Origin of the sequence: Lysinibacillus sp. Y5S-8, from assembly GCF_036894365.1 — a bacterium.
Lineage (GTDB): Bacteria > Bacillota > Bacilli > Bacillales_A > Planococcaceae > Lysinibacillus > Lysinibacillus fusiformis_D.
This window is the reverse complement of record NZ_CP145889.1, coordinates 2,844,392-2,857,980: the sequence shown is the minus strand read 5'-3', so window position 1 is coordinate 2,857,980 and position 13,589 is coordinate 2,844,392. Positions and strand designations below refer to the sequence as shown.

Below are 13,589 nucleotides of genomic sequence, written 5' to 3'. Positions count from 1 at the left end.
TGGGCTAAGGAAAAGACACTTTTACACATGGTTGATTGGAGTGGAGCCAGCGTCACTCCTAGGGGATTTAGCGTCGTAGGTGAGACCCTGGAGCGAAACGCAGTGAGTGAAGCGGCTCAACGGACGCCCCCTGGAAAGGACGCTGGCGGAACGGAAATCAACCCCTTGCCTTGCTAAAGGTTCTTTTTCTGCTATTCACATCACCTTTTTTCAACAACATGGGAAAGTCTGAGAATTTTTCTCAGACTTTTTAGTTTGGTCGGATTGTTCAATGATTTCAACTCTTCTGACCTTGTGCTAAAATAGTACATATACTATAACGTGGCAAAACACGTAAACTAAGGGAGTTTTACAACATGACAAGTCGTTTAGTAGAAGAGTTTTTTGAGCTCGTTCAAATTGATTCAGAAACAAAACATGAACAAGTAATTGCACCAATTCTTGTAGAAAAATTAACTGCACTTGGTTTTACAGTTATCCAAGACGATGCTCATACGCGTAATGGACATGGGGCAGGTAATATTATTGCTACATTAAAAGGCACATTAGATGTAGAACCAATTTACTTTACGTCTCATATGGATACAGTTGTTCCAGGGAAAGGTATCAAACCTTCTCTACGTGAAGATGGTTATATCGTATCAGATGGCTCGACGATTTTAGGTGCTGACGATAAGGCTGGTCTAGCAGCACTTTTGGAGATGGTAAAACGTTTAAAAGAGCAAAATATTGCACATGGAGATATTGAATTTATTATTACGGCTGGTGAAGAAAGTGGGCTTGTTGGAGCAAAAGAGCTAGATCCAACCATGATTAAGGCGAAATATGGCTTTGCAGTAGACAGTGATGGTAAAGTGGGAGGCATCGTGACTGCAGCACCATTCCAAGCGAAAATTTTTGCGAAGATTATTGGCAAAACGGCACATGCAGGGGTGGCTCCTGAAAAGGGTATTTCCGCTATTACAGTGGCATCAAAATGTATCGCTCAAATGAAGCTAGGTCGTTTAGATGAAGAAACGACTGCGAATATTGGACGTTTTGAGGGTGGACAAGCGACGAATATTGTTTGTGATGAAGTGACAATTTTAGCAGAAGCGCGCTCTATTGACCAAGCTAAATTAGATGCACAAACAAAGCATATGAAGGAAACTTTTGAGCAAGTTTCGGCTTCACTAGGCGCACGTGCTGAAGTAGAAGTGAAACTGATGTATCCGGGATTCCGTGTAACAGAAACAGATAAAGTAGTTCAAGTAGCCATCGCAGCCGCACGCAATATTGATCGTACACCAACATTAGGTATTTCAGGTGGCGGCTCGGATGCGAATGTGATTGCAGGCTTTGGCATTCCTACCGTTAATTTATCAGTTGGCTATGAAGACATTCATACAACAAATGAAAAAATACCAGTAGAAGAATTAGAAAAATTAGCAGATTTACTTGTAGAAATCGTCAAAGAATCGGCGAAAAACTAACAGTCAAATAGAAGGATGTGACCGCATGGAAAGTGTCAAAGCAGTCGTTTTTGCTTGTGGGACAGAGGAATATGCAGTGCCTGTGGAGCAAGCAATTTCAATTGAAAAATTAGAGCATGTAACACCTATCCCTCATTTACCTAATTATCTTTTAGGCTTTACAAGAATTCGTGGTGAGCTTGTACCTGTTCTTGATTTTGAACGAATATTGTACAACCGCTCATCTAATACAGCAACTGCTCGTATTATTGTTTTAAATACAGACGTGGTTAATTATGGATTACTGGTGACAGAAGCTCGAGAAATTCTTGATTTTGATGATTCAGTACTTCAACAATTGGGTCTTGTTAATTACAGTAAAACACGCTACTTTACGGCTGTAGCTAATCTTGAGAACCGTATGATTACTTATGTGGATCCCAAAATATTGGTCAATTCATTAGATGGCATTCGTGAGATTATCGATTATTTACACAAAATGCTTGAAAATGAAAAAGAAAACGTGGAGGCATAGGCACTCTAAGTTTTCTTAGTGTTGAAAAAACAACACAATCACTAGGATTTTGTGTACGGTGAAAAGGCTTGCAGCTGACGCATTGCTTTCGCGCAGAGCAAAACCTAGGGGCTAGCTACCCCACGGGAGCCTTATGGTGACTAATCCCTTCACATTTAAATAAAGGCCTATTCTTTCTCTAAAAAAGAAATAGTGCACTAGTATGAAAGATAAAGAAAGACACCTTTGCAACATGGCGGAACGGCATCAACCTCTCGTCTCGCCAAATGTTTATGGACATCGTCTTTTTTCATAGGTTGACAATATGGTCATAATAAAAAGCCCTTCCAGCAAACTGGGAAGGGCTTTTCGTTTGTTATTAAGATAGTCGACCACTGTAGTCTTCAAATTTAAATTCACGAATGACTTTACTGCCTTCTTCATCGTTATAAGAAACGATAGAAGGTAAGTTGACACCATTAAACATATGGTTTTTAACCATAGAATAATGAGCCATATCTGTAAAGACAAGACGATCGCCTGGTTTTAGTGGTTGATCAAATGAATAATCACCAATTACATCACCAGCAAGACATGTAAGTCCGCCTAAGCGATACGTATGCGCGAATTCATTTGCTTGACCAGAACCGATAATCATTGGACGGTACGGCATTTCAAGTACATCAGGCATATGACATGTTGCTGACGTATCTAAAATAGCAAGGTCCATGCCATTTTTTTGAATATCAAGTACTGTAGCGACTAAATAGCCTGTATTAAGTGCTACCGCTTCGCCTGGTTCTAAGTAAACAAGCAGGTTGTATTTTTCTTGAATATAGTTAATGATGTTAACAAGTTTTTCGACATCATAATCTGCACGCGTAATATGGTGGCCACCACCGAAGTTTAACCATTTCATTTGATGTAACACATCACCAAATTTTTCTTCTACTACTTCAATAATACGCTCTAATGTATCGGAATTTTGTTCACACATCGCATGGAAATGTAAGCCTTCAATGCCGTCAAGCTGTGATTTATCGAAGTTAGCCAAAGTTGTACCAAGGCGAGAGTTCGTGTAGCAAGGATCGTAAAGTGCTGTTTCAATTTCAGAGTACTCAGGATTCACACGAATACCACATTCAATTGTTTTTCCAGCAGATTTTACTTTCTCTTTGAACTGAGCCCATTGGTTAAATGAGTTAAACACGATGTGATCCACATAGCCTAGAAGCTCGTCCATTTCATGCTCAATATAAGCAGGAGCATAGACGTGTACTTCCTTGCCCATTTTTTCATAGCCTAGACGTGCTTCATGCAATGAGCTAGCAGTAATACCTGCTAAATATTCCCCAACTAATGGGAATGTTGAATGCATGGAAAAGCCTTTCAGGGCTAGTAAAATGCGGCAGCCTGTACGATCTTGAATTGATTTTAAAAGCTCAAGATTTTTTGTTAATAATCGCTCATCCACTACATAAGAAGGGGATGGAACTTTTGAAAAATCAATTGGTTTCATCGGCTTAATTCCTTTGCATCTAAATCAAGGTCAAGTAATTCTGGGTTATGACTTTCTTGCCATGGTAGACCCCATTTATTTAGTGCATCCATGAATGGATCTGGATTGAAGTCTTCTACATTCCAAACACCTGGTTTACGCCATTCGCCATTCATCACAAGCATAGCACCGATCATAGCTGGTACACCTGTTGTGTAAGAAATCGCTTGTGAACCCACCTCGTTATAGCACTCTTCATGGTCACATACGTTGTAGACATAATACGTTTTTTCTTGCCCATCTTTTAGACCGCGGATGATACAACCGATATTTGTTTTACCTTTTGTACGTGGTCCAAGAGAAGCTGGATCTGGCAATACCGCTTTAAGGAAGTGGATTGGTTGAATCATTTGACCTTCAAATTCGATTGGTTCAATAGATGTCATACCAACGTTTTCTAATACTTTTAAGTGTGTTAAGTATTTTTCAGAGAACGTCATCCAGAAGCGGATTTGTTTTAAACCTTTGATATTTTTTGCAAGTGATTCAAGTTCTTCATGGTATAGAAGATAAATATCTTTTGGTCCGATTTCTGGAAGGTTATACACTTCTTTTTTCTCAAGTGGTGCTGTTTCAACCCACTTGCCTTCTTTCCAGTAACGACCATTCGCTGTAATTTCGCGAATGTTAATTTCTGGGTTAAAGTTTGTTGCGAAATGATAGCCATGATCTCCCGCATTAGCATCCACGATATCAATATAGTGAATTTCATCAAATTCATGTTTTTGAGCATGAGCTGTGAAAACGCCTGTTACACCTGGATCAAAACCGCTACCAAGTAATGCAGTTAAGCCAGCTTTTTCAAACTTCTCTTTATAAGCCCATTGCCATTTATATTCAAATTTTGCCGTTTCAGGTGGCTCGTAGTTTGCAGTATCCACATAGTGCACACCTGTCGCTAAGCAAGCATCCATAATCGTTAAGTCCTGATAAGGTAATGCCACGTTAATCACAACATCTGGTCCGAAAGCTTTAATAAGCTCAATAACCTCTTCTGTATTATCCGCGTCTACCTGTGCAGTATGAATTTTTGTTTTTCCGCCGTCTAGTTTTTCTTTTAGAGCGTCACATTTTGAAACAGTTCTACTTGCGATACAAATTTCCTCAAATACGTCCGAATTTTGAACACACTTGTGTACCACAACACTGGCAACTCCGCCAGCTCCGATAATCAATGCTTTACCCAATTGTCTACCCCCAAGTTCATATAAAGTATTGTCAAACAAGCTGATTATACAGAAAATTGATATACTACTCAATCATTGTTTTAAAAATTTCTACAAAAATTTTTATTTTACTACAACAATTAGACGTAATCAGAGGGGAATACCTCGAGAAAGTAGCTAATTGTGTATGAAAAAAACTAATTTATTGAGCTCATTTGTAGATTTTGTTAGATGAAGTTGTTCAAACTAAATCTAGCCTCTCATCATAGAATTTCATGTGCTTTATCCTTTTGAGCTGTACATAAAAAATCCCTTTCACCCTATAAGGTAAAAAGGGATGTACAGCATAATAAAATCAACTGCTTTCAATCGTTTTAGTGTGTCAAAACAGGCTAATTTTATGCTAATTATTTCAAAAAGCGATTGGGTATCTGTTGTTTTTCTTCTCCCCATATATAAAAGAAAACCACAAGTAATGTACTTAAAAACCCCATCACAAGAGCATACGTACTGAGGGCTACATGCACTTGACTTTGCATAGCATAAATAAAAATAGCTCCTATCGTTAACAAATTTCCTGTAATAAGCGATATAAAATGAAAGCGTTTATTCATAGCAAGCCCTCCTATTAGATGATATGGTAATGCTCCATGATGAAGAGAGTTCGCTTCAATTATCGCATAATTCAGAACTTTTATCCATCACTTTTATTATATTAGTAATATTAAAGATGCTTTTTAAATACATCTTTTTGTAGTATGATTGAGGAATAATAGGGAATATTCATAGATTATTATTAGAAAGGGGAGAGGATGAATGGTGAAATTACGCAATTCATTAACTTTTCAACTTGGGACGATTATTGCTGGTATTTTAGTGGTGATGCTAGGGATTACGTCGTTCGCTACATACATAACTGCTTACAATAAACTATATGATGCTGCTGGCGTGGAGGCCTATGGCTGTGCCAATATCACAACAGGTTTAATTGATCCTGCATTAATGGACAAGGCCATTCAGGGCGATCAAGATGCACAGGCGCGTATTGGACATGATTTAAACTGGACAACGGGCCATAAGGACATTTTTCAAACGCAATATATTTTAGCACTCGATGGCACATTATTAGCGCTGGATGAACATTTAGCTGAGGAAGGTCTCGCACCTGGCGATTCATTTTATTTAGATAAAGAAGCCATTGATATGTTGCTTACACATAAGCATCCAACATACTCACAGCCCTATCATTTTGCTGGTATGGATCGCTTATCAGGCTATGCACCTATTTTTAAAGACCATGATTCTAGTAAAGAAATCATTGCAATTAGTGTCATCGATTTTGATGCCTATATCGTAAAGGAACGAACGTGGGATGTCGTGCGAAATGGTATTTTAATAAGTATTTTCCCTATGCTTATTGCTTCGATCATTACAGGCTTTTTAATTCGTCGAAAAGTGAAACCGATTAGTGTGCTAATTCAGCAGGCTAAAGAAATTGCGAATGGGAATTTAGCTGTACCTGAAACAAAAATTCATAGTAAGGATGAAGTAGAGGATTTAGCAAATACCTTAAATCGAATGACCGCTAATTTGCAAAATATGATTATGACAATGCGCTCCACTTCTAATACTTTAGCCAATAACTCAGATGAAACCGCTTCCACGTTACACGATATGAGTGATACGATTCAAGGTGTTGCGAACAATATCGAAGAGGTTACAAGTGCTGTGACGGAAGGGATGCACCATGCTGAAAATGCGACAGATGTTCTGACATCTTTAGCAGAGGACCTTCAAATGATACAGCACAATGCCAATGACAGTGCTGAGAATGCTCGACAAACGATGAAATTAGCAACAGAGGGTGAGCGACTAGCGAAGGATATAAGTAATGATATGGCATTAATTCATAACGGTTCAGGTGAAGTTCGACAAACAGTCGAAAACTTGGTCACATCGGCAACCAAAATACAAACGATTACTACCTCTATTGCTACTATAGCCTCTCAAACGAATTTACTAGCTTTGAATGCTTCCATCGAGGCGGCTAGAGCAGGGGAGCATGGGAAGGGCTTTGCCATTGTTGCTGAGGAAGTACGCAAGCTTGCCGAGCAGTCCAATCAAGAGGTTTTACAAGTCGAACAGCTAATTCAAGACATTATGAAACATGTTCAGCAAGTGATGACATCTACGAATGATAATACGCAATATATCGAAAAAGGCACAGAGACAGTGCGTTTAACCGCGCAATCTTTAGGTAATATTTCCACAGCAGTAGCCACAACGGTAGAAGAAATGATTATGCTTTCTCATGCTATGACCGCTGAAAATGAAAAATCAGCTCGTATTGTTCAAATGATTCAACAATTAACAGAATCCATTAGAGATATAGAAGAAACGATGAATATGATTACGGTAGCAGCACAGCAAACAACAGCAAGTATTGATGAGGTAGCACAAGGTTCTAATGAAACAAATCATATGGCTCATACACTTGAACAGCATGTAAAAGCGTTTAAATTAAAAGAATTGTAGAAAGATTAGGACAAGTTGTCTTTTGCTTCTATTGCGAAGATGGTACACTAGCTATAAGATTTGTCTTTTGTGAAGTGGAGGATTTAAATGGTGGTAAAACAACTGGATGAGCAAGTTCAACAAGTCAATGACTTATTTTTGAGTGGACAGGTAAAGGAAAGCTATCAACTGGCTAAAAAAATAATAATGAATCATGCAGTGGTTGAAGAGGAGGCCTATCAATTCATTCAACAGCATGTGGCCATGCTAGAGGCGAATGGGTATGCGAGTATGCCTCACCCCACTGACGAAAAGGTGAAACAAAGTGTAGAACGAACAGATGGTTCTTATCCAGAACGAGATGTTCTCACGGCTTATATTGGCAGTCAGGATGATGAGCAATTTGGCAAAGTAATCGATGAATTATTAGCAGGGTCTATTGAAGCACAGGCGAACGCTTATTATACAATGGCGGAATACTTTGTTCTTGCTGAAGAACGAGACAAGGCAACAGCACAGTATGCAGAGGCAATCAAATTGCAGCCCAATAAGGCGCTCTATTGGGGAGCTTTTGCTCAGTTTTTGAATCGTCAGGAGGGCAGCCCCTATCTAGCATTACGATTAATTGAAGAAGCTATTCTACTAGATGGGATGAATCCACGTTGGCACTATATTCAAGGCAATATTTTTTTACAACTAGTAGCAGCGACGAAAAATTTAAGCTATTTACCTGCCTTAGAAGAGGCTTGGAACAAAGCTGAAAAACGGTGCAGCGCTAAGCAAGTTGCATTGAAAATGGATCTTGTAAAGTCACGTGATCTGTTAACACAATGGAAAAAGCAAATGCTATAACGATTAAAAACTGTCTAGTAAAACATTAATAATTATTTGCTTTTAAGTATATTTATGCTATCATAAAAAGATAAACGGACGTATGAAGCTTATCGATTACATGAAAGAAGTGTTTTTTTGAGTTTATATGTAGCGTATGTATTGGTAGGACTTGCCATTGCCATGCCTGTAGGAGCTATTACTGTAGAAATGACAAAGCAAGGACTCAAAAATGGTTTTATGCATGGCTGGGCTGTAGGGCTTGGTGGCATGACCATTGACATTGTATTAGTTTTTGCTTTATACATGGGACTAGCCTCTATTTTGGCTATGCCGATGGTCCAACTTCCTATGTGGATTATTGGAGCAGGCTTTTTATTCTTGTTAGGCTATGATTCTATCAAGAATGCAGACCATGATATTACATTAGCAGGAGAAAAAGTAACCAAATCGTTTTTTGCCTCTTATTTTAATGGCTTATTGGTCGCAATTTCGCCTGGTAATCTTGTATTTTGGGTCAATGTATTTGGTGTAGTGCTAGCTAAATCTTATGGACAAGGACAGCCGACAAACTTTTTAATTATTGCTGCTGGCGTTCTTAGCGGTATTTTACTCCACGACATCGGTTTGCTGACCATTGTGTCAGTCACTCGAAAAGCCATGAACCGTAAGATGATTAAGACATTTACAATTGTTGCAGGATTCTTATTGATTGGTTTTGCTGGTTATTTTATATATGAATTTATTCAAGCAATTAAGGTTTATATATGAAAAGTGCGATCTTCTAGATCGCACTTTTTTTTATGGTACCATCAGTGCTGCTTGATGCTCATGGATACAGGCGATAATTTCTTCCGCTACTTCATGCGCTAGCGATAGTTCTGAAGTAAAGCCCACACAGGAGCAATTCATTTCACCTAAAATATAACCATCTTCTCCAGCCTCATTCGTATCTAACATAAAGTCAGCCGTCCAAATCAATGGTAAATCATAATTGCCTAATAGGTTCGTCACTTGTGGGAGTTGTGCTAAAAAATTTTGTACGAGCTCTTGCCAATCTGCAGGCTGGTCATAGCGATATTGGGCACCTGAGAAGAGTGTAGCGCTAAAGGCATCCTCAGTATCTGCCGGTTTTTTATGTACTACATAAATAGGGCGGTTTCTCAACATAAATAAGCGAATTTCACCTTCTGTAATTCGCGGAAGAAATCGCATATCGATTAACATACCATTCGTCCCTGTAATATACTGCTCACAAAATGTCATGAACTCGTCAAGCTGCCAATATTCAACATGATTATCTTTCGCTTCTGTACATTTGATTTGTGCATCAAGTGGCACTTCAGTGATGCCCTTGGCAAGCGGATTCACCAATTGTACACGCCAAATACCTTCACCAGTTGAACCACGATTTTGCTTCAGAACACGTTCTGTCGAAGCTAAGGAGTTAGGGAATTGTGTTTTGAATGCTTCTATAGTGTAGTAGGCATATGTATCATCAGGTACTAAATTCGTTGATGTAAGTTTTGATAGAGCATCTTTCGAGCCATAGCTAATCATCGCATCGGGATGTGGCATTCCGATAATTCCAGTCTGGCACAGCTCTCGTAGCATAGTAAAATACGCTTCCTCATGCTGTAAGTTACCAGGGTTTATACGCGATACATAGGCAACACCATGTTCCTTCACATAGTCAAAGATTTGCTGTTTTTTTGTGACATCAAAAAATAATACCTCTGCATCTTGCCCACGTTGCTTTAGGGCATCCACCATCGGTAGGGTGTCTGGGCGATAGCCATCGGGTCCTTTATCTGTACCACCCTCAACCTCGAAAAAAATAACTTTTTTATCCATAAAAATACCTCCTTTTGTCTGCTATTAAATTCAGTATAGTAGACAAATCAGGAAAAAAGATAGATGAAATATGTAAATTTTATGTATAAATTTACATATTACTAGTCCTGTTTTAGGAGGTATTTACTATTGTTTTCGGAAAAATTTGAATAAGTTACGCTTCAACCTGTTTTTTCTGAAAGACTGTGAGATATAAAATCATAAGAAGAATGAGTAATGTGCCTATAAACTGATAGCCTCCAAAGGTAATTTTTAACCAACAGACACTCGTAATAACAGCCATTAATGGTTCAAGGCTTCCTAGTAAGCTTGACTCCTTAGGGGAGAGATAGTGCAAACTAGCAATATAAAACCAAAAAGCGAGCATTGTGCCAAAAATAATGATAAAGAGAAAATAAGCAACAGTGGAAAAGGTCCAATTTGATACATCAATCGCCCAAGGTGGATGGAAAATACTCATTACTGCACCACCGATAATCATTGACCAGCCAACAACTAGTAATGAATGAAATTGCTGCAAAAGTGGAATCGCATAGAGAGTATAAAAGGCAACTGAAAGCCCTGATAACACGCCCCACAGCACAGCCATAAAAGGAACTGACAAGGTTGAAACGGAGCCATTTGTTAATAATAAAAATGTTCCTACAAGTGTAAGTGTGACGGCAATCCCATCTTGTTTTGTCAATGGACTTTGCCTCGTTAGTAAAAAATAAGCCATGATAAACAGCGGTGCTAAATATTGTAATAAGGTGGCTACTGCAGAATTACCAATCGCGATAGACATCATATAGGTATATTGGACAGCGAGCATGCCGAGTAAACTAAATAAAATTTGTTTAAAAGCATTCTGTTTCGTGCGCCATATGACAAAAATTGAGTCATGACGGTAGGTTATTTTATAAATAGCTAGTAGCAGTAGCCCAGCCAAAAGTAGCCGACTAGATACAAGCCAGCCCACTTCTATATCGTCTTGTTGGAATAACCTTTGGGCAACGGTTCCACCTATTCCCCAAAAACTTGCCCCTAATATAACAAGTAGGAAGCCCATAGTACGATTTCTTTGGATGATTTGATTCATTTGTTCACATCTCCTAAACTATCAATATAAGGTGATTATAAAGGAGAGAAATGCAAATAAATATCGATTTAATCGTATGAAAATATCAATATATTGAGGTGTTAAGGATGCCGTTGACGCATATTAAAATAGCAAAGGATTTACAAGAATTAACGCTGCACGGGACAAAAGAATTTCCCGTTGCCTTGTATGAAACGGTCATGCAATTAGAGAGGTTGGATTTCCTACCACTCCATTGGCATAAGGAAATTCAATTTGTTTATTTAAAAAGTGGACGAGCTCAGTATCGAGTAGGGGGAGATGCATTTATTTTGGAACAAGGGGAGGGGCTCTTTATCAATGCTTCGGTATTGCATGAAGCGAAGCCTTATAAAATTGAACAAGCTTTGATTTATTGTGTCAATGTGGACCCAATGCTCATAGCTGGTCATGAGGGCAGTATCTTTGCCCCAAAATATGTTGAGCCTTATATCACAAAAAATCGAGTGCCTTATGTCAAGCTGACGGGGGAGTTAGCACAGAAAATAGCATCGATTGCAGCATTGATGCGGGAACAAGACGTATTTTTTGAATTAAAGTTTTGGAGAGAGCTCCTATTCATTTGGGAATCGATGCTAACTCAATCCTTGCTGACAGAAGAAATGATGGATCAATCCTCCATCGTACAGCATGAACGAGCAAAAGTAATGTTGGATTTTTTACATGCACATTATCAACAAAAAGTAACGTTAGAAGATTTAGCAAGTCATGTCTATATAAGTCGCGCCGAATGCAGTCGCTTTTTTAAGAAAATAGTGGGTATGACGCCGTTTAGCTATTTATTACAATACCGACTGCGCAAAAGCATAGAATTATTGCGGAATGGTGAGCTATCTATAACCGAAATAGCTGGTGATACAGGTTTTAGTACGGTCAGTTACTATATCGAAAAATTTAAAGAATACACTGGCTACTCGCCACATGTTTACCGTAAGAAGTTTCTAAGTGTGAAAAATAATTGAACATGTATGGAAAAAGATCATCTTTTATACTCAAAATATATACAAAATTAACCATTTGAAATAAAGTAAAATTAGCAGTAGGGAGGGGGATAGGGAAGGATGGTTTTAAAAAGTAAGCAAAATATATGGCTAGGCTTGTTATTAATCGTGTTAGCCAGCAATTATACACTCTATAACACTGGATTGGGTGTATCCATTTTACCAATCGAAACGAATGGGGTTGTCATGGGGTCATTGATCGACTTTATTGTGGTGATGCCCGTATTATGGATGCTTTATAAAGGAAGGTTTTCGTTCAAGCACGCCATTTTATTAGCCGCATCAGGCTGTATTGCCGCACGCTTTATGATTCCCATGGAGCATCTTCAGCCATTTGTGGCTGTGACATGGGCGGGTTTTGTGATGGAAGGAGTTATTATTTTATTAGAAATTGTCGTACTAGCAACACTCGTGCGCTATTTGCCCAAAATCCTGATGGAAGTGCGTAGGAGTTCATTGCCAGATCTCTTTTCATTTTCAAAAGCTGTAGAAAATCATGTACCCAAGCATCCTATTATTCAGATGATTTGTGCGGATATGCTAGTGCTATATTATGGTTTTGCAAGTTGGAAAAGACAAGAACATCAGGGCTTAACTTTACATAAAAATTCGAGCTACATCGCTTTTCAGCTCATGATTATTCATGGCATTGCCATTGAAACGATTGGCATTCACTGGTGGCTACATGAAAAGTCAATAGTACTTTCAATTGTTTTGCTCCTTTTTAATATGTATTCAGTGATTTTCTTTTTAGCGGATATGCAGGCCATTCGTTTAAATCCTGTTTACGTAACAAATGATACATTGTATTTATCTCTTGGACTAATGAAACGAACTGCCATTCCATTTGCTCAAATTGCAGCAATCGTGGAAGATAAGGAGCAGCTAGAAGGAAAATTATCAAAAGACACGATTGATTTTATAGCCCGTGATTTTGCTGAAGCCTACCCACAATTCATTTTGAAAATGAAAGAGCCTGTAGAAGTGACATTTATGCTAGGAATAAAAAAGCGCTATAATCAAGTAGCCATCAAGGCTGATCAAGTACAAGAGTTTAGACAAATGCTTGAACAAGGAATAACAAAATAACTATCCTAAAACGGGTGCTCCTAATATGCGTGCACCCGTTTTATTAATCGCTCAAAGTAAGTCTGTAAAAGTAAGATGTTCCATTCTATAAAGATGGCTTATGTATAGCCTGTAAAAATAATAATATTATTTAACCGAATTTTAACCTTCGTTTTTTATAGTATTTCATATACAAAAGTAGGAGGAAAGGGAATGTAAAGGTCGTGTCAAAACTAGATAGAGCTTTGTGAAATTTTCTGAGTATTGAATAAAAGGTGAAGAACCTTTAATAGAAAAATAGTATAATAAGCTTATACACCAATATACAATTTCTGGATGTATCTTAAAGGTTTACATTCCTGTACACCTTATTTTTAAAGTGCTTGAAAAACAAGCAACAGTTAAGTGAAGAAATTACTAAGCAAATGTAAAAACAACTTCGATTTTTGGCATAAATGTATATAAATATAAAATAGTGATTTAGTTTCGTTGGATTTCTAATTAACAAATGAAGG

The 13,589-nt window shown here is 38.1% G+C and carries 12 protein-coding genes; 7 read left to right on the top strand and 5 right to left on the bottom strand.

Annotation, left to right across the window (positions count from 1 at the left end):
• Window positions 1–356 precede the first annotated feature (356 nt).
• Both V6670_RS13840 and V6670_RS13835 read left to right on the top strand, forming a co-directional pair.
• Window positions 357–1,472, top strand: a complete 1,116-nt coding sequence (locus V6670_RS13840; RefSeq protein WP_141903616.1) for a M20/M25/M40 family metallo-hydrolase — start codon at window positions 357–359, stop codon at window positions 1,470–1,472.
• A 25-nt stretch (window positions 1,473–1,497) separates the two neighbouring features.
• A complete protein-coding gene (locus V6670_RS13835) occupies window positions 1,498–1,986 on the top strand; it encodes a CheW domain-containing protein (RefSeq protein WP_036119903.1) in 489 nt (162 codons plus the stop codon).
• Between the two features lie 358 nt (window positions 1,987–2,344).
• Here the strand turns inward: V6670_RS13835 and nspC are convergent, their stop codons facing one another.
• The 3 genes from nspC to V6670_RS13820 form a co-directional block, all read right to left on the bottom strand.
• Window positions 2,345–3,484, bottom strand: a complete 1,140-nt coding sequence (gene nspC / locus V6670_RS13830) for a carboxynorspermidine decarboxylase (RefSeq protein WP_141903617.1) — start codon at window positions 3,482–3,484, stop codon at window positions 2,345–2,347.
• Window positions 3,481–4,710: a saccharopine dehydrogenase family protein gene (locus tag V6670_RS13825; protein WP_036119909.1), complete on the bottom strand. Its 1,230-nt coding sequence runs from the start codon at window positions 4,708–4,710 to the stop codon at window positions 3,481–3,483. Before V6670_RS13825 ends, nspC begins: the two co-directional genes overlap by 4 nt.
• Before the next feature lie 386 nt (window positions 4,711–5,096).
• Window positions 5,097–5,303 carry a hypothetical protein gene (locus tag V6670_RS13820; protein WP_141903618.1) on the bottom strand — a complete coding sequence of 69 codons (207 nt, stop codon included), beginning with the start codon at window positions 5,301–5,303 and terminating at the stop codon, window positions 5,097–5,099.
• 202 nt (window positions 5,304–5,505) lie between these two features.
• On the opposite strand from V6670_RS13820, the gene V6670_RS13815 reads away from it, so the two are divergent.
• From V6670_RS13815 to V6670_RS13805, 3 genes are all read left to right on the top strand, one after another.
• Window positions 5,506–7,224 carry a methyl-accepting chemotaxis protein gene (locus V6670_RS13815; RefSeq protein WP_338651431.1) on the top strand — a complete coding sequence of 573 codons (1,719 nt, stop codon included), beginning with the start codon at window positions 5,506–5,508 and terminating at the stop codon, window positions 7,222–7,224.
• Between the two features lie 87 nt (window positions 7,225–7,311).
• A complete protein-coding gene (locus V6670_RS13810; RefSeq protein WP_141903619.1) occupies window positions 7,312–8,055 on the top strand; it encodes a hypothetical protein in 744 nt (247 codons plus the stop codon).
• 117 nt (window positions 8,056–8,172) lie between these two features.
• A complete protein-coding gene (locus V6670_RS13805; protein ID WP_141903620.1) occupies window positions 8,173–8,805 on the top strand; it encodes a LysE family transporter in 633 nt (210 codons plus the stop codon).
• 30 nt (window positions 8,806–8,835) lie between these two features.
• Here the strand turns inward: V6670_RS13805 and V6670_RS13800 are convergent, their stop codons facing one another.
• Both V6670_RS13800 and V6670_RS13795 read right to left on the bottom strand, forming a co-directional pair.
• Window positions 8,836–9,888 (bottom strand): Cj0069 family protein, encoded by a 1,053-nt coding sequence (locus V6670_RS13800; RefSeq protein ID WP_141903621.1) that lies wholly within the window; start codon window positions 9,886–9,888, stop codon window positions 8,836–8,838.
• Window positions 9,889–10,042: 154 nt separating this feature from the next.
• Window positions 10,043–10,966 carry a DMT family transporter gene (locus V6670_RS13795; RefSeq protein WP_141903622.1) on the bottom strand — a complete coding sequence of 308 codons (924 nt, stop codon included), beginning with the start codon at window positions 10,964–10,966 and terminating at the stop codon, window positions 10,043–10,045.
• A gap of 107 nt (window positions 10,967–11,073) precedes the next feature.
• On the opposite strand from V6670_RS13795, the gene V6670_RS13790 reads away from it, so the two are divergent.
• Window positions 11,074–11,967, top strand: a complete 894-nt coding sequence (locus V6670_RS13790; protein ID WP_141903623.1) for an AraC family transcriptional regulator — start codon at window positions 11,074–11,076, stop codon at window positions 11,965–11,967.
• A 99-nt stretch (window positions 11,968–12,066) separates the two neighbouring features.
• Window positions 12,067–13,095, top strand: coding sequence for a beta-carotene 15,15'-monooxygenase (locus V6670_RS13785; RefSeq protein WP_141903624.1), 1,029 nt, complete (start codon window positions 12,067–12,069; stop codon window positions 13,093–13,095).
• The last annotated feature ends 494 nt before the right edge of the window (window positions 13,096–13,589 follow it).